Consider the following 19,939-nt stretch of genomic DNA (forward strand, 5'->3'; position numbering starts at 1 on the left):
AGCTGCCAAAAATCGACTAAACGGGCAAGCGCTTTCAACGGTCTTACCTATGAATTCGCGGTAAAAGCCTATCAGCACTCCGAAGATACGGCTTTTTGATTTATAAAATCCAAATCGCGCGACAGAATTTTTAAGGCCTTCCCGCGGGCAGGACTCGACAAAAGCCGCAGGGCTTCGGGGGCACTGGCTGATTATCAGCGCCGTTTTTGGCTAACCGAACAGGCCATTCAGTACTTCGTCGAGCCGGCTCACGGCTTGCACCTTCAGGCCAAACCGGGCTAAGTCCAACCCTTTGCCGTTGAACTGCGACACGTACATCTCCCGGAATCCTAATTTCTCGGCCTCGGCCAGGCGCTGGTCGAGGCGGCTCACGGCGCGGATTTCGCCGCTCAGCCCGACTTCGGCGGCCAGGCACACGTTGCCGGGAATGGGCAGGTCGTTGAGCGACGACACCACGGCGGCGCACACGGCCATGTCGAGGGCGGGGTCGTCGAGGCGCAGGCCGCCGGCAATGTTCAGAAACACGTCGTGCTGGCCCAGGCGCAGGCCGGCGCGCTTTTCGAGCACGGCCAGCAGCATTTGCAGGCGCTTGGCGTCGAAGCCGGTGCTGCTGCGCTGCGGGGTGCCGTAGGCCGTGGGCGACACCAGGGCCTGCACCTCCACCAGCAGCGGGCGGTTGCCCTCCAGCGTGGCCCCGATGGCCATGCCGCTCAGGCTTTCGCCGCGCTGCGAGAGCAGGATTTCGGAGGGGTTGCTCACCTGGCGCAGGCCGTCGCCCTGCATCTCGTAGATGCCCAGCTCGGAGGTGCTGCCGAAGCGGTTTTTGGTGGTGCGCAGGATGCGGTAGCTCAGGTGCCGGTCTCCCTCGAACTGCAACACGGTATCCACCATGTGCTCCAGGATTTTGGGGCCCGCAATGCTGCCGTCCTTCGTGATGTGGCCGATGAGCAGCACGGGCGTGCTGGTTTCTTTGGCAAATTTCAGGAACTCGGCGGTGCACTCGCGCACTTGGCTCACGCTGCCGGCGCCGCTTTCCACCAGCGTGGAATGCATGGTCTGGATGGAGTCGATGACGAGGATGTTGGGCTGCACCTGGTCAATCTGCCGGAAGATGTTCTGGGTGTTGGTTTCGGTGAGGATGTAGCAGCCCGACTGCTGGCCGGCGGCCATGCGCTCGGCGCGCATCTTTATCTGAGCTTCGCTTTCTTCGCCGCTCACGTAGAGCACTTTCATGCGCTTCAGGCTGAGGGCAATCTGCAGCATGAGCGTGCTTTTGCCAATGCCCGGCTCGCCGCCGATGAGCACCATGGAGCCCGGCACGATGCCGCCGCCCAGCACGCGGTTCAGCTCGCCGTCGGGGGTGATGATGCGGGGCTCGTCCTCCACCAGGATGTCGCCGAGCTGGACGGATTTGGCCGCTTTGGCCAAGTTGCCGCCGGGCACCGTGCTGGCGGGCTTCCACTGACCCGTGGTGGTGGCCGCGGTTTCTTTCTGGACCACTTCTTCGACGTAGGTGTTCCACTCGCCGCAGGCCGGGCAGCGGCCTATCCACTTGGCCGACTGCGCGCCGCAGTTCTGGCAAAAAAATACGGTTCTGGCTTTGGCCATGAAAAAACTACTTTGCGGGAAATAGAATGATAAATTACAAGGCTGCCCGGGCGGAAAAAGTTGCCTCAAAATTGAAGCATTTTGCCGGCTCATCCGTCGGCAGCAAGGCGCAAGGTACAACGCCCTGTCCCCGGCAACCGGTCAACATTACGCCCTTCGCAGGGCCGTTCCCTTATGGTCGAAACCTCCCTCATCACCGCCGCCGACCTGGCCACCGTCACGGCCTTTGCCGGCCTGCCCGATGCCACGCTGGAGTGGCTGCTGGCCCACGGCGCAAGCCGCACCGCCGCCCACGGCGAAGTGCTCTTCGAGCCCGGCTCCCCGGCCGAGCTGATGACGGCCATCATTCGTGGCGGCATTCAGTTCTACGCCGTGAAAGGCGCCCAGCGCGAGCCCATTTTTCGCATCGAGGCCGGACAGGTAACGGGCGTGCTGCCCTATTCCCGGCTGCGCGTTATCAATGGCCAAGGCACGGCCGTGGGTGACACGCTGCTGTACACGCTGCACCGGGACCATTTCCCGGCCCTGGAGCAAGCTAGCCCCGAGCTCACCCAGCGCCTGGTGGCGGTGATGAACGACCGCAGCCGCGACCAGGTGCGCAACCAGGAGCGCGACGACAAGCTGCGCGCCCTGGGCAAGCTCTCGGCCGGCCTGGCCCACGAGCTCAACAACCCCGCCGCCGCCATTGCCCGCGCCGCCCAGGCCCTGGCCCAGCGCGCCGCCGCCAAGCCCGCGCTGTTTATGGAATTGGTGGGCCACTGCCCGTCGCCGGAGGCCATGCGCGCGCTCACGGGGCTGGCCGTGCCGGCTGCGTCGGCCGCGCCGCTGTCGGCCCTGGCCCGCGCCAATGCCGAGGACGAGCTGGCCGACTGGCTCGACGGCCAGGGCGTGGCCGATGGCTACGGCCTGGCTTCGACGTTCATTGAGGCCGGCCTGGCCCCCGAGGCGCTGGCCACCACGGCCGCCCTGTTGCCGCCGGCGGCGCGCCCGGCGGCCTTTGCCTGGCTCGAAGGCCAGCTCACCACCATGCAGCTGGTGCGCGACGTGCAGGAGGCCGGCGGCCGTATCAGCAAGCTGGTAGCCGACGTGAAAACCTACTCGCACATGGACCGCGACGGGGGCTTTGAGTCCCTCGACGTGACGGCCGGGCTGGAAAGCACACTCAACATGCTGGGCTTTCAGCTACGCCAAAAAAACGTATCCGTGGTGCGGGAGTACGCCCCCGGCTTGCCCCCGATACGGGGCCGGGTGAGCAGCCTGAACCAGGTGTGGACCAACCTGCTCGACAACGCCATTGATGCCCTGCCGGCGCAGGGTGGCGAGCTCACGCTGCGCACCATGCGGGAGGGCGACTTTGTGCGCGTGTTCCTGCGCGACAACGGCTCGGGCATTCCGGCCGAAGTGCTGCCGCATATCTTCGAGCCCTTCTTCACCACCAAGCAAGCCGGCGACGGCTCAGGCCTGGGGCTTGATATTGCGCAGCAGATTATCCGGCAGCACGACGGCCGACTGGAAGTAAATTCGGAGCCCGGCCGCACCGAATTTTGTGCCTGGCTGCCGGTGGCGGGGGCGCAGGCGTAGCATGGCTGCACGGCCGGAGCGCCTCACCTCCGGCCCCTCTCCCAAAGGAGAGGGGAGCCTGACGCCCACGCAAGACCGGTGCCCCGTCTCTTTTGGGAGAGGGGGTCAGGGGGTGAGGCGCCCCGTCAGAACATTATAAAAACACCACCCCCAACCATGGCCACTCCGAAACCCATTATTCTCGCCGTCGACGACGACCTGCAGGTGCTGGGCGCCATCGCCCGCGACCTGCGCCAGGAATTCAGCAAAGACTACCGCATTCTGCGGGTGAATTCCGGCCCCGAGGCGCTGGCCACCATTCAGGAGCTGCACGAAAAAGAGGAGCCGCTGGCCCTGATTGTGGCCGACCAGCGCATGCCCGAGCTCGAAGGCGTGGAGCTGCTCACGGCCTCGCGCGAGTACTTCCCCGACGCCAAGCGCGTGCTGCTCACGGCCTACGCTGATACCGAAGCGGCCGTGCGAGCCATCAACTCGGCCCGGCTCGACCACTACCTGATGAAGCCCTGGGACCCGCCCGAAAACCTGCTCTACCCTACCCTGCACGACCTGCTCACGGCCTGGCAGGCCACGCACAAGCCGCGCTTCGACGGCGTGCGGCTGATTGGGTTCCAATGGTCGCCGCTCTCGCACGAGCTCAAGGATTTCCTTAGCGGCTACATGGTGGGCTACCAGTGGCTCGACTACGAAGCCAGCGCCGAGGCCCAGGCCCTGGTGAAGGCCCGCGGCTTCGACGCCACCGACTTGCCCCTCATCATCTGCCCTGATGGCAAGGCCGTGGCCAACCCCAGCAAAACCGACCTTGCCAACCACCTCGGCATCGCCAACCAGCCGCTGCAGGAGATGTACGACGTGGTGGTGGTAGGGGCCGGCCCCAGCGGCCTGGCCGCCGCCGTATACGGCGCCAGCGAAGGCCTCAAAACGCTCATCATCGAGCGGCAAACGCCCGGCGGGCAGGCCGGCACCAGCTCGCGCATCGAAAACTACCTGGGCTTCCCCACGGGCCTGAGCGGGGCCGAGCTGGCCCACCGCGCCTGGACGCAGGCCGTGCGCCTCGGCGCCGAGTTCCTGGCCCCGCAGGACGTGACCAAGCTGTGCATTCAGGACGGCTACAAAGTCCTGACCTTGGGCGACGGCCGCGAGGTGAAAACCAAGGCCGTGGTGCTGACCACCGGCGTGAGCTACCGCACCCTCGACGTGCCGGGCATGGACCGCCTCAGCGGCGCGGGCGTATACTACGGCGCGGCCCGCACCGAGGCCCGCAGCTGCGACCAGCAGGACGTGTACATCGTGGGCGGCGGCAACTCGGCCGGACAGGCGGCCATGTACCTGGCCACGTATGCCCGCAATGTCTACATCGTCATTCGCGGGGCCAGCCTGGCCGCCAGCATGTCGGCCTACCTCATCGAGCAGATTCGCAACACGCCCAACATCGAGCTGCTGCCCTTCTCGCAAATCAAAGAAGTGTGCGGCCAGGACCACCTCGAAGCCGTGATGCTGGACCAAAACGGCACGGTGGAAAAGCGCCCCGCCCGGGCCCTGTTCGTTTTCATCGGCGCCAAGCCCAGCACCGAATGGGTGTGCGACCAAGTGCTGTGCGACGGCAAAGGCTTCGTGCTCACCGGCCGCGACCTGGTGACCGACCCGCGCTACCCGCAGGTCTGGAAAAAGGCGCGCGAGCCTTACCTGCTCGAAACCTGCGTGCCGGGCATCTTCTCGGCCGGCGACAGCCGCGCCGGAGCCATGGCCCGCGTGGCCTCGGCCGTGGGCGAGGGCAGCATGGCCATCAAGTTTGTGCACCAGTATCTGGACGAGTAGTTTTTATCGGGCGTGAGGGTAGGAGGTATGCCACATCTGCTAAATTCCTACCCCCACACCCTCCTACCCTCACGCCCGATAACCTACTCCCGCACCACCAGCTGCTCGGGCAGGTTCATGAGGTAGTCGCCGTAGCCGCTTTTGCGCAGCGGCTCGGCGAGGGCGCGCAACTGCTCGGCGTTGATAAACCCTTGGCGGTAAGCAATTTCTTCGATGGCGCCCACCTTCAGGCCCTGGCGCTGCTCAATCACGCGCACGAACTCGCCGGCCTGCATGAGGCTTTCGAAAGTGCCCGTATCGAGCCAGGCCGTGCCCCGGCCGAGGATACCCACTTTGAGGGTGCCGCGCCGCAGGTACTCGCGGTTCACGTCCGTGATTTCGTACTCGCCGCGGGCGCTGGGCTGCAGGTTCCGGGCAATTTCAATGACGTCGTTGTCATAGAAATACAGGCCCGGCACGGCGTAGTTGCTCTTGGGTTTGGCCGGTTTTTCCTCGATGCTGAGGGCCTTTTTGTTCTCGTCGAACTCCACCACGCCGTAGCGCTCGGGGTCGAGCACGTGGTAGGCGAAGACCACGCCGCCGGTAGGGTTGCTGTTGGCTTTGAGCAGGGTTTCCAGGCCGGCGCCGTAGAAAATGTTGTCGCCGAGCACCAGCGCCACCTTGTCGTTGCCAATAAAATCGGCGCCAATCACAAAAGCTTGGGCCAGGCCGTTAGGCACCTCCTGCACGGCGTACTGAAAGTCGCAGCCCAAGTTTGTGCCATCGCCCAGCAGCTTCTGAAACTGCGCCTGGTCGTGCGGGGTGGTGATAATCAGCACCTCCCGAATGCCAGCCATCAGCAAAATCGACAGCGGATAGTAAATCATCGGCTTGTCGTACACGGGCATGAGCTGCTTCGAGACGGCCAGCGTGAGCGGGTGCAAGCGGGTGCCGGAGCCGCCGGCGAGGATGATGCCTTTCATGAGCGCAAGGTTTCGCGAGGTTAGAAGAGGTTTCGCAAGGTTTTTTTCTTGGTGATGAACTGCCAAAGGCAACCTTCGCGAGACCTTGCTGTACCTCGCGAAACCTGGCGCTAGTTGCGCTCCTGAATGAAGTTCTGATTGGCCTTGAACCACTCCAGGGTCTGGCGCAGGCCTTCGCGGATGCGCACCTGCGGGTTGTAACCCAGCAGGCGGTTGGCTTTCGAGATGTCGGCCAGCGAGTCGCGAATGTCGCCGGGGCGGTCGGGGCCGAACTTGGGCGCCAGGTCGGAGCCGGCTTCCTCGCGCAGGATGTCGTACATCTGCACCAGCGAGGTGCGGTCGCCCACGGCGATGTTGTACACCTGGCCCAGGGCCTCGGGGTTCTGCACCAAGGCGGCGCGGATGTTGGCTTCCACGCAGTTTTCCACGAAGGTGAAGTCGCGGGTCTGGCCGCCGTCGCCGTTCAGCGTGGGCGGCTCGTTGCGCAGAATGGCGTCAATGAACAGCGGAATCACGGCCGCGTAGGCCCCGCCCGGGTCCTGGCGCGGGCCGAAGATGTTGAAGTAGCGCAGGCCGATGATTTCCATGCCGTAGGTGCGGGCAAACACGTCGGCGTACAGCTCGTTGGCGTACTTGGTGACGGCGTAGGGCGAGAGCGGCTTGCCGATGCGGTCTTCTACTTTGGGCAGGCCGGGGTGGTCGCCGTAGGTCGAGCTCGAAGCGGCGTACACGAAGCGCTTTACGCCAGCGTCTTTGGCGGCGGTCAGCATCTGCACGAAGCCGCCTACGTTCACGTCGTTGGTCAGCACGGGGTCTTTGATGGAGCGCGGCACCGAGCCCAGCGCGGCCTCGTGCAGCACCACGTCGACGCCTTGGCAGGCGTTGGCGCACACGGCCGCGTCGCGAATGTCGCCGTCCAGGATTTCGAGGCGGGCATCGCCGGCAAACAGCGCCAGGTTTTTGCGGAAACCGTTGGAATAGTTGTCCAGGGTCCGGACTTTTTTCACGCCGTATTTCAGCAGGTACTCCACAATGTTGGAGCCGATGAAGCCGGCGCCACCGGTCACGAGAAACGTCAGGTTGTCGAGCGGCCGCTCGTGGAAGGGATTTTCGTACATAAGGTCAGTTAACAGTTATCAGTGAGCAGTGAACAGTTATCGAAATGACTATGGAACGATACTGTTCACTGCTCACTGATAACTGGTCACTGAAGCGCAGCGCTAGCGCCCGGCGTACTGCTTTTGGTTGTAGTCCTGGTAGGCGCCGCTGGTCACGCGGTTCAGCCATTCCTCGTTTTCGAGGTACCAGTCCACGGTTTGGGCCAGGCCCTGCTCGAAGGTGACGGAGGGTTTCCAGCCCAGCTCGTTCATGATTTTCGAGGAATCGATGGCGTAGCGCATGTCGTGGCCGGCGCGGTCGGTCACGAACTTGATGAGCTTACGGGAAGTGCCCACCTCCTGACCGGTTTTCTGGTCCACCACGTCGCACAGCAGCTCGATGAGCTTGAGGTTCTGCCATTCGTTCACGCCGCCGATGTTGTAGGTATCGCCGTTTTTGCCCTGGTGAAACACCGCGTCGATGGCCGTGGCGTGGTCTTTCACAAACAGCCAGTCGCGCACGTTCTCGCCCTTGCCGTACACCGGCACCGGCTGGCCGGTGCGCAGGCGGTGGATGGCCAGCGGAATGAGCTTCTCGGGAAAGTGGTTGGGGCCGTAGTTGTTGGAGCAGTTGCTGAGCTTGATGGGCAGGCCGTAGGTGTGATGCCAGGCACGCACGAAGTGGTCGGAGCTGGCCTTGGACGCCGAGTAGGGCGAGCGGGGGTCGTAGGCCGTTTCTTCGGTAAACATCTCGGGGCCGAAGTCCAGCGAGCCGTACACTTCGTCGGTGCTCACGTGGTAGAACACGTGGCCCTCGTAGCCTTTGGGCTGCCACAGGTGCCGCGCCGCATTCAGCAGGTTCACGGTGCCGATGACGTTGGTTTTCACAAACGCCATGGGGTCGGTGATGCTGCGGTCGACGTGCGACTCGGCCGCGAGGTGAATCACCGCGTCGGGCTCTTCGGTGGCAAACAGCTGGTCGATGAAACTCTGGTCGGCAATGTCGCCCTTGACAAACCGGTAGTTCGGCGCCTGCTCCACGTCGCGCAGGTTCTCCAGATTGCCAGCGTACGTCAGCGCGTCAAGGTTGATAATCTGGTAGTTCGGATACTTTGTAACGAACAAGCGCACAACGTGCGAGCCAATGAAGCCGGCCCCGCCAGTGATAAGGATTTTCATGATGAAGTATTTGTCATCCTAAGCGCAGCGAAGGACCTTTCACGTCCGGTGCTGCAGTAAATGATGGACCTGACGCAGGCAGCCGCGATACGAAGCCTCCTTTGTCAGCACGACAACCGTTACTTGCCCAGTGCCTGCTGCCATTTCCAAGCGCTGGCCAGGGCCTCGGCCAGGGTGCCTTCGGTTTTGAAGCCGAGCACGGTCTCGGCTTTGGTGGCGTCGGCGTAAATGGCGGGCACGTCGCCGGCGCGGCGCGGGCCCAGCTCCACGTTCAGCTTCTGGCCGCTCACCTCCTCGAAGGTGCGCACCACTTCGAGCACGGTGTTGCCGCGGCCGGTGCCCACGTTGAAGGTTTCCACTTTGTCGGCGGCTTTTTTCTCGAGCAAGCGGCGCACGGCCACCACGTGGGCCTTGGCCAGGTCGACCACGTAGATGTAGTCGCGCACGCAAGAGCCGTCGGGCGTGTCGTAGTCGGTGCCGTACACGGTCAGCTTTTCGCGAATGCCCGCGGCCGTCTGCGTGATGAAGGGCACCAGGTTCTGGGGCACGCCCAGGGGCAGCTCGCCGATTTTGGCCGACGGATGCGCCCCAATGGGGTTGAAGTAGCGCAGCAAAATGGTGCGCGGGCCGCCGGCGGCGGCCACGTCGGTGAGGATGTCCTCGGCCATCTGCTTGGTGGCGCCGTAGGGCGAGGTGGCTTTTTTGGTGGGCGTGGCCTCGGTCACGGGCAGCTTGTCGGGCACGCCGTACACGGTGCACGACGACGAAAACACGATGCTTTCCACCCCAAACTCCGGCATCACCGCCAGCAGGACCAGCAGCGAGTCGAGGTTGTTGCGGTAATACGCCAGCGGCTTCTGCACCGACTCGTTCACCGCCTTGAAGGCGGCAAAGTGAATCACGCCGGCAATGCCGGGCTCGGCCTGGAACACGCCGCGCAGCGCCTCTTCGTTGGCGCAATCGATGGTATACAGCGGCACGCGCGTGCCCAGAATGGCCTCGATGCCCGCCACCGCCGACTCCTGCGAATTGCTGAAGTCATCGACGATAATGGGCTGGTAGCCGGCCTGATGCAGCTCCACCACCGCGTGCGAACCGATGTAGCCCGCGCCACCCGTAACTAGAATTTTGGTACGCATAGTTTTCAATGAGTGAATGGGCAACTGAGCGAAAAAGCAGGAAAATGTATTACCTCACCCATTCACGCATTCGCCCATGGGTTACAGGCTCCAGTACTGCAGGTCCTTCATCTTGCCCCGGTACAGGCCTTTGATGTCGACCAGCACGGCATTTTCGGAGGTGATGGACTGGAAATATGCCTCGTCTTTGGCGGCGTAGGGCTGGTGGCCCACGGCCACAATCACGGCGTCGTAGTCTTTGCGCACGTCGTCGGCGGGCGTGAGGCGGAAGCCGTATTCGTGGTGCAGCTCGTTGGAGTCGGCGTGCGGGTCCACGATGTCGACGTTCACCGAGAAGTTTTTCAGCTCCTGAATCACGTCGGCCACTTTCGAGTTGCGGATGTCCTCCACGTTTTCCTTGAAGGTGGCGCCCATCACCAGCACGCGGCTTTTGGCCACGTCCTTGCCCTTCTTAATCATCATCTGCACCGTTTTGCGGGCGATGTAGGCGCCCATGTTGTCGTTGGTGGTGCGGCCGGAGAGGATGACTTTGGCGTCGTAGCCCAGCTCTTTGGCCTTGTAGGTAAGGTAATACGGGTCCACGCCGATGCAGTGGCCGCCCACCAGGCCGGGCGAGAACTTCAGGAAGTTCCACTTCGTGCCGGCGGCTTCCAGCACCTCGTAGGTGTTGATGCTCATGCGGTCGAAAATCATCGACAGCTCGTTCATCAAGGCAATGTTGACGTCGCGCTGCGTGTTTTCGATGATTTTGGCGGCCTCGGCCACCCGAATGCTGCTGGCGCGGTGCACGCCGGCATCCACCACCAGCTCGTACACCTTGGCAATGGTGTCGAGGGCTTCCTGGTCGTTGCCGCTCACCACCTTCACGATGCGGCGCAGGGTGTGCTCCTTGTCGCCGGGGTTGATGCGCTCGGGCGAGTAGCCTACCTTGAAATCGTTCGGGAACTTCAGGCCCGACAGGCGCTCAATCACCGGAATACAGTCTTCCTCGGTGCAGCCGGGGTATACGGTGCTTTCGAACACCACGTAGTCGCCCTTTTTCAGCACCTTGCCCACCGACGACGACGCGCCGAGCAGAGGCTTGAGGTCGGGCATGGCGTGCTCGTCGATGGGCGTGGGCACGGCCACGATGTAGAACTGCGCCTGGCGCAGCACTTCCAGCGAGTCGGTGAAGGTGATGTCGCAGCCGTCGAAGGCCTCTTTTTCCAGCTCGCCGCTGGGGTCGATGCCCTGCTTCATCTGGGCCACGCGGCCGGCGTTGATGTCGAAGCCGATGACCTTCAGCTGCTTCGCGAATTCGAGGGCAATGGGCAAGCCCACGTAGCCGAGGCCGATGACGGCCAGCGTGGCCTCTTTGCGCAATAATTGGTCGTACACGTGGTTAGTTTTTCGGGGTTCGTTTTTCGTTTTTAGGAAGCGGGCGCACCGATTTTTCGTCGGCACTTAGCTCGTACTGTTCGCCGCTTTCGGGGCAGGTAGCCCGGCGGTTGGCGTCGAAGGCGAGGCGATGGCCGTAGGCGCTCATCCAGCCCTGCGGCCGGGCAGGCGCGCCGTATACGAGGGCATAGGCCGGAACGTCGTGCGTGACCACGCTGCCCGCGCCCACAAAGGCGTAGCGGCCGAGTCTTACGCCGCACACGATGGTGGCGTTGGCGCCCACCGTCACGCCCTGCTCCAGGTACGTGCTCTGGTACTGGCCAGCGCCCTTGCGGGGCACGGCACTGCGCGGGTTTTTCACGTTGGTAAACACCACCGAAGGGCCCAGAAACACGTCGTCTTCGCACACCACGCCGCCGTACAGGCTCACGTTGTTTTGCACCTTCACGTTGCGGCCCAGCACCACGCCGTCGGCCACAAAGACGTTCTGGCCCAGGTTGCACTGCTCGCCGATGTCGGCACCGGCGCTGATGTGGCAAAAGTGCCACACGCGGCTGCCCCGGCCTATCTGGCAGCCTTCGTCGAGGACGGCCGTGGGATGGGCATAGTAATCGGAGGCGGGGTGGGGCATGCGGGCAAGCGGGTGGTTCGGCCGGCAAAGGTAAGACGGCGACGGGGGTTAGGGTCCTTCTTTGGGGGAATTCCCGTAAACCGTTAGCATCATGCCGCCAACCCGGACCGATGAGCGGTAGCCGCGCTCCTGTGGCTTATAGCTTCACGCACACGTTCTGGGCTTCCGTGAAAAACCGCAGCGCTTCCAGGCCGCCCTCGCGGCCCACGCCGGAGTTTTTCATGCCGCCAAAGGGCGTGCGCAGGTCGCGGTGCAGCCAGGTGTTCACCCACACAATGCCGCTGTGCAGCTGGTGCGCCACGCGGTGGGCGCGCTGCAAGTCGCGGGTCCAGAGGGTAGCAGATAGGCCGTAGTCGGTGCTGTTGGCCATCATCAGGGCCTCCTCGTCGGTGTCGAAGGGCGTGAGGGTGACGACGGGGCCAAAGATTTCCTCCTGGTTGGTGCGGCAGTCGAAGGGCAGGTTTTCGAATACCGTGGGCTCCAGGAAGTAGCCGGTTGAGCAGCGGCCGGGCACGGTGGCACGATGGCCGCCGGCCAGCAGCGTGCCGCCTTCCTCGTGGGCCAGCTTGATGTAGGTCAGCACTTTATGTAAGTGCGCTTCGCTCACCAGTGCGCCCTGCCTGGTGTCGGCTTCGAGCGGGTCGCCGATTTTTTGGTCCTTAAGCTGCTTCAAAAATTCCGCTTTGAAAGCCTCGTAGATGGGTCGCTCCACGAAAATGCGGGAGCCGCACAGGCAAATCTGGCCCTGGTTGGCAAAGCTGCTGCGGATGCTGGTGGCCACGGCGGCGGCCAGGTCGCAGTCGGCGAAGACGATGTTCGGGTTTTTGCCGCCCAGCTCCAGGCTCAGCTTTTTGAACATGGGCGCGGCCGTCGCGGCCAAGTGGCGCCCGGTGGCCGTGCCGCCCGTGAAGCTGATGGCCTTGATGCCCGGATGCTCCACAATGGCTTGCCCGCAATTCGGCCCGTTGCCGTGCACGATGTTGAGCACGCCGGCCGGCAGCCCGGCTTCCATGCACAGCTCGCTCAGTAAAAACGCCGTGGCCGGGGTAATTTCCGACGGCTTGGCCACTACGCAGCAGCCCACGGCCAGGGCCGGCGCAATTTTCCAGGTGAAGAGGTAGAGCGGCAGGTTCCAGGGCGAGATGCAGCCCACCACGCCCACCGGATGGCGCACGGTGTAGTTCACGGCCACGCCCTCTTGCACGTGGGCCTCGGTGGCAAAGTGCTGCGCGGAGGTGCCGAAGAAGTGGAAATTGGAAGCGGCGCGCGGAATGTCCATCACCCGAGCCAGGCTCAAGGGCTTGCCGTTGTCCTGGCTTTCGGCGCGGGCCAGGCGCTCCAGGTTGGCGTCGATGAGGTCGGCGATGCGCACCAGCAGGCGGCCCCGGTCCTCGGCGGGCAGCGCACGCCAGGCGGGCAGGGCGGCCTTGGCGGCCGCCACGGCGGCGGCCACGTCTTCGGGGCCGGAGTCGGGAATCTGGCCGTAAACCTGACCGGTGGCAGGCTCGATGTTGTTGAGGTAGCGGCCTGCCTGGGGCGGTACCAGCTGGCCGTTGATGTAGTTGAGCAGGTTGAGCATACGGGCGGGACTAGGCTGGCAAAGCTAACAAACCTGCCCGCCGCAACGCCGCTGGTTACTTCGCCGGCGCCGAAACCAGCGGCAGGTTGGTATCCGAAATCAAATACAGTGGGCGCTGCCGCACGTTGGCCGACAGCCGGGCCATGTACTCGCCAATGATACCCACCGAAATCAGCTGCACCCCGCCCAGAAAGAGGATGCTCACCATCAGCGACGGCCAGCCCGGCTGGTAATCGTGGGTGACAAACCGCGAATACATGGTGTAGAGGCCCACCAAAAAGGCAATACCTGATACCAAGAAACCGCCAATGGTGGCCGCCTTCAGCGGCACGTCGGAGAAGGCCGTGATACCGTCGAGGGCCAGGCGTATCATTTTGCGGTAGGTGTAGCCGGTTTCGCCGCCGGCGCGCTCGGCGCGGTCGTATTCAATGTATGTTTGGCGGTAGCCAATCCAGGAAATCTGGCCGCGGATGAACTTGTTCTGCTCCGGCATCAGGCGCAGGCCTTCCACCACCTTGCGCGAAATGATGCGGAAATCGCCCGTATCCACTGGGATGGAAATGTGCGTGATACTGGCCAGGATGCGGTAGAACAGGCGGGCCGTGAGCTTCTTGGCCATGCTGTCGCCCTGGCGCGAACGACGCTTGGCGTACACCACTTCGTAGCCTTCCAGCATTTTCTGGCGCAGCAGCGGAATGAGTTCGGGCGGGTCCTGCAGGTCGGCGTCGATAATGACCACGGCCTCGCCAGTGGCCCGGTCCAGGCCGGCCGTCACGGCAATCTGGTGGCCGAAGTTGCGGCTCAGGTCGATGTAGCGCACCCGGGGGTCGCGGGCGGCCAGATTCATCAGCAGCGCCAAGGACTGGTCGCGAGAGCCATCGTTGATGAAAATCAGCTCAAAGCCGCCGGGCAGCGCCATGGGCTCCAGCACGCTCAGCAGGCGCCGGTACAGCTCGTCGATGTTGGGTTCCTCGTTGTAGATGGGAATGATGACGGACAGCTCCACGCGGGCAGGGAATTGGCTAAGGAAGAAAAGCTAAGCAGGTTTCTGGGCCAGCGCAAACACGCTCACACCCAGGGGCAGGTCGAAGAAGCGCAGCAGTCGGTTTTCAGCTTTCACCCACCACAGCAGCAGGCTGTTGGCCGGGCCCGAAAAGTGGCGCAGGTCGCCGGTCGAGCCTTCTTTTTTGATGGGCGACACCGGGCCCGACACCAGCCGGCGCCCCAGCCGCAGCGCGGCGGTGGGAAAGTACATGGCCGCATTCCAAAACGAGCTGCGCCGGGTGCGCAGGCCGGCCCGCTGCAGAGCGCCTACCAAATCCTGGCGCGAGTAGCGGCGGTAGTGGTGGTTCACCACGTCGTGCTCGCTCCAGAGGTAGGCGTGAGCCGGCACAAATACCAGCAGTTGGCCGCCGGGCTTCAGCACGCGCGTCCATTCGCGCAAGGCGCGGGCTTCGTCCTCGATGTGTTCCAGCACATCCGAAGCCACCACCACGTCGAAGCGGCCGTCGGCAAACTCCAAGGCGGCTCCGTCCATCAGCGAGGCATTGGTCACGCCGCGGGCGTGGGCCAGCTCAATGGCTGGCGCGCTTACGTCGATGCCCGTCACGTCGAGGTAGCCGGCGGCGCGCAGGCGCTGCATGAGCGGCCCGCCCGAACAGCCGATTTCCAGAATGGCGGCCGTGTGCGGCAGCTGCAGACTGGCAATGAGGTCATACACCGCATCGCGGCGGCTGGCAAACCACCAGTGCTGTTCTTCGAGCTGGTGATATTTGGCTTCGTAGGTCAGGTCCATGCTAGGCAAAAGTACGGCAAGGGAATGTGGCTACATCACGTTTATTGTTAGAGACCTAAATGACATTTCTGACCATATCTGTTATTAATGGACGTCTTCTGTGCCTTTCTGAATATTTTTTCTCCGGCGCTTCAATACTACAATCCCTTCAACACCGTCTTCACAAAGTGGGGGCGTTTTTTACGCTGTTGGGTAGTTCTTCACCGGCCATATATGTTGAAACTGTTCAATGGGGGTTATGTCTAGCTATAGACCCTGCCTGCAGCGGGCGTGGTATTGGCAAGGTAGCAGCCGGTATTGTGGCACGACACCGGGCCGTGGCTACTCTTATATGCACCATAAGTAAAGGAATTGGCAGCAGAAAGGCTGGCCCATTAGCGTGCTACGATGCAGGGGGTCCGAACCTTAAACTGGTGATGCGGCACGATGATACCGAATTGTAGGCCCGACTGTCTACTTTTGCTACCAAATACTTTCTTGTCGTTTAATTAATGAAAAACTTTACCCTTTTACTAAGCATAGCCCTGCTGTCAGCCTGCTCATCCGATGATAAGGCAGCCTCTGCACAGGACGGAAGCATCGTCATTGAGAATGATTTTGAGTCCTTGGTTGGCTGGAACACCGACCCGGCGGCACTGTTCCGTGGCAAAGCCCATTCCGGTCGGTATGCCTTGAAGGTTGACAAAGACCATGAGTTCAGCCCTACGTTTGACATGGCGCTAAACTACGTCTCTCCTAAGCGCGTCAAATCCATCCACCTGGAAGCTTGGGCGATGCTGCCTGGCGAAAAATCTACTGGAGTGCTGGGCATTCAGGTGATGGAACCCGAAACGGGCAAGGAGATATATGGAGGTGGTATCCGCCTGGCCGAATCGGTGAAGAAGGGCAATCAATGGCAAAAAGTAGAGGCTGACTACGAGTTGCCGGCCACCATCACGCCGACACAGCACCTGCGCCTCGCGTTGTGGCGGGCCGATGCCAGTGACCAAGTAATGGTGGACGACGTCAAAATGACCATTAAGTAAGCGCACTTAGCCGGCAAGCAGCAGCGGGAATCGTCCAACGGCCTTATAACGCTGCTTCCTGTGTCACAAGACGGCAGGGCAATTTCCCGTTTTGGCCTCTGTGGCGGGCGTGGGTTGGCCCGCGCATTGTCGGGCAAGGCCCCTCCCGAGGCACCGGCAAAGCCGTGCGCACAAAGTAACACTCGGGTCGGCAGCTCCCCAATGAGAAAGCGGATTCCTTGCCCCTTGCGATGTCCTGCAAAGGTGGTTCTATACTGATTTTATATAGCAACGATGTTCAAGTCCTTTCCTAAATACTATTGGGTTGGCCTGCTGCTGACGTTTATCATCCTCGACACTGCCTATACCTTCTGGCAGAACTACCAGTTGCCATTGGATGGCGACATGGTAACCATTGTGTTGCCGGGCGAGAAGTGCGTGCCCATCATGCACGACCCCTTCGGCTGGTCGGTCATCACCCAGAATGCAGTTTACGCCGGCACCAACCGCTTTTTCGCGCACGCGGCCATGACCCTTTACTGGAAGACCATGCCGTTTCTGCTGCAGCTCTTCACCACGCCCATCAACAGCCTGTACGTGGCTAGTGCCTTGTTCAACACCGGGGTGCAGGTAGGCGTGATGCTGTTGCTGGCGGCTTACATTCAGCTGAGCGTGGGGGCCAAGCGCAGCCGCTGGGGGTACTGGGTAGGGGCGGCGCTACTGGTGCCTTTGTTTCAAACGGACGGCTTCTCCTACCAGATGGGAATTACCAATATGGCCGTTACGTACACCTTTTTCTACGGCCTCCCGATGATGCTGCTTTTGGTGCTGCTCTGGCCCTTTTACAAAGCGGCCTACCTGCAGCAGCCGTTTAGGGTGCGGCCGTGGCAGGCCATGCTGTTGGTGCTGCTGATGGTAGTGCTGGCCTTCAACGGGCCTATCGTGATGGCTGCAGTATCGGTGATGCTGCTCGGCGTAGCCATTTACTGGCTGTGGCGGCAGGCGAAGCCGGTGCCCACCGCCGACGCGCCGCGCACGCTGGCCACCGGCTGGCTATCAAACCAAGCCCTCTTGCTGCTGTTCGTATTCGGCGTGCTCGACCTGTATTCTTTATACATCGGCCGCAATGAAGCGGAGGCCACGCACGTCAACACCTTGTGGGAACGTTATCAGATGCTGCCCGGGGGCATTCTTTCCGAAGGGTTTGGCCAGTGGGGGCTACGCCTGCTCGTGTTGATGGTAATAGTGAACACACAGCTTGTGCGCTGGCTGCTGCCCGCCTCTGCCGACCGCAACCGGGTGCTACTCCTTATGCGGTTGGCGGGGTTGTTTATCGTGGTGTTTGTGGCGTTGATACCCTTCGGCGGCTACCGTGTCTATCGTCCCAACCTGATTCGCGGCGATGTCACCATTCCGGCCACCATCGCGCTTTTGCTTGCCTTCGGGGTATCTACTTACTACTTGCTTCTGCACTTGGGCAGCCGTGTACGGACGAGCTATCTGGCGGTAATACTCGTGGGTGCGGGCTATTTCATGTACGCGGATGCCGTGCTGCAAATGCCAACCAACAACCAGTGTGAGCGTTTTGCGCTGGAGCAGATACAGGACTCGCCCGAGCCAGTCGTGCGGCTCTACGTGTATTGCAATGTCTTAAGCTGGGGCTTGATGTCAGACTACAAAGCATCCGACATAAATGCGGATATGTTGCAGTACTGGGGCGTGACGGACCGTAGAAAGCTCTACTACCAACAGTAAGCTTTGCCCTCACGCGCATCCGCCCGGCCGCTACATTGTGCAGCAGCCGGGCGGATGCGCGTGAGGGTATTTTTTTCTCTGCCGCTCCCAAATGCCGACCACACTTATGGCGTGAGCGGGTACGTATTTTTAATAAGTCGGCGGCGGGTTCCGGTGCCGGTATAGTAGTACACGTCGGTGCCCACGGGGCGAATGAGCAGGTCGTCGGCCAACAGGTCGTGGTTTTCATAGAGCACCTCGATGCGCTGCAAACCGGGCTGCACCCGGAAGGGCACCACGATGCGCACCCAGTCGCCCTGCACTTCGTTGGCCTTTCGGCTGTCCACCACCGACTCCGCCCCGTGGCCGTCGGCGTAATACATCTTTACCCGCATGTTGCCGAAGCCGTAGGCCGTCTGGCCGTTTATCCACACCGAGGCTTCGTAGCGGCCGGTATCGGCGGGCGCGGGCACGGGGCCGTCGTACAGGGTTGAGAACTGGTCCTTGGGCTCGTAAAACGCGCCGGCTCCTAAGCGCCCCCGACGGTCGGGGGCTTTGTCGAAGCCCTGTACCAGAACGCCGGCAGGGGTAGTGGCAACTATTCCGCCGGGTCGCGCCTTCAGGGTGCGCAGCAGCGAGTCAGCTTTGGCTCGCTCCCGCGGCAGGGCGGTGGCGGCCAGCGCGGCCACCGGCAATTCGTAGAGCGAGGCTTCGGGGGTTTGCACCAGCAGGTGCGCTAGGCTCACGAGCCGCTGCTCGGCCTCGGTCAGGTAATCGGGCGTCACAAGAAGCAGCAGGGGCTTATTGTTGGGAAAATGGGCCAGCAATTCTTTGGGCACCATTGGGCTGCTGAACAGCTGCACGTGCTGTAGGGCCTGCCCCACCGAAGAACGTGGGGTGTGGTTGGCCAGCAACGGCAGCCCGCTCGTGGCCGACGCTTTGTAGGCCTGAAAGATGGATTGGCCGCTGCCGCTCAGGTCAAACTTATCGGTGCCGATGTTGTAGTAGGGCAGCGGCAATATGGCCTGAAAATCCGAGATGCGGCGGTTGTTCCACGTCAAACGCGAAATGAGGTTAGTGGCGGGGTCCAGAAAAGCGCTGGCGCCGGTGCTGGTCATTACTTTTGCAGCCTCTTCGGTTACCTGCAGCCAAGCCTCAACGCCCCAGAATAGCAGTAGCGTCACTCCCATCAAAGCCAGCGCACCCAGCCGCCGCAGCCGCAGGTATCGCCACAGCCGGTACAGGCAATACGCCGTGTAGGTGGTGCCCACGTAGTAAAACGGCCACGCGAAACGCCCCAACGACCGAAACTGCTTCACCTGCCCGGCGTGCTCGGTCAGCCAGCCGAAACCGTGCCACTTAAATGGCACGCCAAACGAGAATATTAGCAACAGCGAAGCGGCCCACAGCCCGGTACGCAAGTGTAGCGGCACCGCTGGACGCCCTAGGCGGCGCCACTGCCGGCGAGCCAGCACCACGGCCGTGCCCAGCACCAACGACGCGGCCAACGCGAGCGTGCTCACTAGGCCCACGTAAGCATAGCCTTCCACGCTGTCGCCCTCGCTGGGCCATTGCTCCTGCCACCAGTCGTGAAAGGGCCCCACAATGGGCATGAACACTGTGCTGGGCGTGGCCACAAATACAAGCAGGCCATACGGGTTGGGCGGCCGGTCGGTCACGTGGTCGGTGGCCCATAAGTAGCCTCTAAACAGCAATAGCGGTAGCACCGCTGCCAGCACCAGGCGCCCCAGCCACCGCCGCATGGCAGGCTGCTGCCATGCCAGCACCAGCACGTGTCCCAACAAAAACGCACAGCCCAGCGCCAGGAAATAAGGCATCACGGCCCCTATCAGCAGAATGCTGCCAATGAACACCGCATACCAACGCCAGCGACTCGGCGCCTCCTGCATCCGGATGATGCAATACCACAGCCACGGCACAAACCACGCATAGCTGAGCGAAAGATGTCCGTCGAGGCGCAGCACTTGAGGCGACATAAACCCGATAATCAGGGCCAATAGGCCGGCGTATAGCACCGGCAGGCGCGTGCGCCGCAGCACTGCGTACAGCACTCCCGGCGTGATGACCAGGGAACTCAAGGCCAGCAGGTTGGTAATGCCCACCGTGTAGCGCGCAGCCGGCACGCCGTGCCGCTGCAAAAAGCCCATCGTGGCCGCTACTAACGGCTGTAGGTTGGGGTAGTTGAAATGTTCGCCGTAGGGATAGTTCATGCCCGTGAAGCGGGCGCCCTCGTCGAACATGGCATAGAACGCCGTGACGTAGTAGCTCTGCAGCATGTCGCCGCCCGGATTGAAATAGAAGTCATTGGGATTGAGCAACACCGGGCCGAACAACACCGCGGTCAGCACCATAGCCGCCAGGGCCACCCCACCCATACCCAGCCAATGCGGCTTGCGTAAAATAGAACTCATGCGAGC

The 19,939-nt window shown here is 62.3% G+C and carries 15 protein-coding genes; 4 read left to right on the forward strand and 11 right to left on the reverse strand.

Annotated elements, in window-relative coordinates:
- Positions 1-210: 210 nt before the first annotated feature.
- On the reverse strand, positions 211-1,608 hold the full coding sequence (gene radA, locus IC234_RS14960; protein ID WP_190926100.1) for a DNA repair protein RadA: 1,398 nt from the start codon (positions 1,606-1,608) through the stop codon (positions 211-213).
- 174 nt (positions 1,609-1,782) lie between these two features.
- On the opposite strand from radA, the gene IC234_RS14965 reads away from it, so the two are divergent.
- Together IC234_RS14965 and IC234_RS14970 are read left to right on the forward strand one after the other, a co-directional pair.
- The gene (locus IC234_RS14965; RefSeq protein ID WP_190926102.1) at positions 1,783-3,189 is read left to right on the forward strand and encodes a sensor histidine kinase; all 1,407 of its coding nucleotides are present in this window, start codon (positions 1,783-1,785) and stop codon (positions 3,187-3,189) included.
- 156 nt (positions 3,190-3,345) lie between these two features.
- Positions 3,346-5,004 carry an FAD-dependent oxidoreductase gene (locus IC234_RS14970; RefSeq protein ID WP_190926105.1) on the forward strand — a complete coding sequence of 553 codons (1,659 nt, stop codon included), beginning with the start codon at positions 3,346-3,348 and terminating at the stop codon, positions 5,002-5,004.
- A gap of 83 nt (positions 5,005-5,087) precedes the next feature.
- Here the strand turns inward: IC234_RS14970 and rfbA are convergent, their stop codons facing one another.
- The 9 genes from rfbA to IC234_RS15015 all read right to left on the reverse strand — a co-directional run bounded on the left by rfbA (position 5,088) and on the right by IC234_RS15015 (position 14,763).
- Positions 5,088-5,966: a glucose-1-phosphate thymidylyltransferase RfbA gene (gene rfbA / locus IC234_RS14975; protein WP_190926107.1), complete on the reverse strand. Its 879-nt coding sequence runs from the start codon at positions 5,964-5,966 to the stop codon at positions 5,088-5,090.
- Between the two features lie 110 nt (positions 5,967-6,076).
- A complete protein-coding gene (locus IC234_RS14980) occupies positions 6,077-7,084 on the reverse strand; it encodes an SDR family oxidoreductase (RefSeq protein ID WP_190926110.1) in 1,008 nt (335 codons plus the stop codon).
- Between the two features lie 102 nt (positions 7,085-7,186).
- The gene (gene rfbB / locus IC234_RS14985) at positions 7,187-8,242 is read right to left on the reverse strand and encodes a dTDP-glucose 4,6-dehydratase (protein ID WP_190926112.1); all 1,056 of its coding nucleotides are present in this window, start codon (positions 8,240-8,242) and stop codon (positions 7,187-7,189) included.
- Positions 8,243-8,361: 119 nt separating this feature from the next.
- Complete coding sequence (gene galE, locus IC234_RS14990) at positions 8,362-9,381, reverse strand: UDP-glucose 4-epimerase GalE (protein ID WP_190926114.1); 1,020 nt, start codon at positions 9,379-9,381, stop codon at positions 8,362-8,364.
- A gap of 81 nt (positions 9,382-9,462) precedes the next feature.
- Positions 9,463-10,758, reverse strand: coding sequence for a nucleotide sugar dehydrogenase (locus tag IC234_RS14995; protein WP_190926116.1), 1,296 nt, complete (start codon positions 10,756-10,758; stop codon positions 9,463-9,465).
- Positions 10,759-10,762: 4 nt separating this feature from the next.
- Positions 10,763-11,389, reverse strand: a complete 627-nt coding sequence (locus tag IC234_RS15000; protein WP_190926118.1) for an acyltransferase — start codon at positions 11,387-11,389, stop codon at positions 10,763-10,765.
- A 136-nt stretch (positions 11,390-11,525) separates the two neighbouring features.
- Positions 11,526-12,968, reverse strand: coding sequence for an aldehyde dehydrogenase (locus IC234_RS15005; RefSeq protein WP_190926120.1), 1,443 nt, complete (start codon positions 12,966-12,968; stop codon positions 11,526-11,528).
- A 55-nt stretch (positions 12,969-13,023) separates the two neighbouring features.
- Positions 13,024-13,974, reverse strand: a complete 951-nt coding sequence (locus IC234_RS15010; protein ID WP_190926122.1) for a glycosyltransferase family 2 protein — start codon at positions 13,972-13,974, stop codon at positions 13,024-13,026.
- Positions 13,975-14,004: 30 nt separating this feature from the next.
- Positions 14,005-14,763 (reverse strand): class I SAM-dependent methyltransferase, encoded by a 759-nt coding sequence (locus tag IC234_RS15015; protein WP_190926125.1) that lies wholly within the window; start codon positions 14,761-14,763, stop codon positions 14,005-14,007.
- 491 nt (positions 14,764-15,254) lie between these two features.
- On the opposite strand from IC234_RS15015, the gene IC234_RS15020 reads away from it, so the two are divergent.
- Both IC234_RS15020 and IC234_RS15025 read left to right on the forward strand, forming a co-directional pair.
- On the forward strand, positions 15,255-15,788 hold the full coding sequence (locus IC234_RS15020) for a carbohydrate binding domain-containing protein (protein WP_190926127.1): 534 nt from the start codon (positions 15,255-15,257) through the stop codon (positions 15,786-15,788).
- A gap of 273 nt (positions 15,789-16,061) precedes the next feature.
- Positions 16,062-17,522, forward strand: coding sequence for a hypothetical protein (locus IC234_RS15025; RefSeq protein WP_190926129.1), 1,461 nt, complete (start codon positions 16,062-16,064; stop codon positions 17,520-17,522).
- Positions 17,523-17,626: 104 nt separating this feature from the next.
- Here IC234_RS15025 and IC234_RS15030 read toward each other — a convergent pair whose 3' ends face one another.
- Positions 17,627-19,933, reverse strand: coding sequence for a hypothetical protein (locus IC234_RS15030; protein ID WP_190926131.1), 2,307 nt, complete (start codon positions 19,931-19,933; stop codon positions 17,627-17,629).
- Positions 19,934-19,939: the final 6 nt, after the last annotated feature.

It is taken from the genome of Hymenobacter armeniacus (genome assembly GCF_014699055.1).
In the GTDB taxonomy this organism is placed as follows: Bacteria; Bacteroidota; Bacteroidia; order Cytophagales; family Hymenobacteraceae; genus Hymenobacter; species Hymenobacter armeniacus.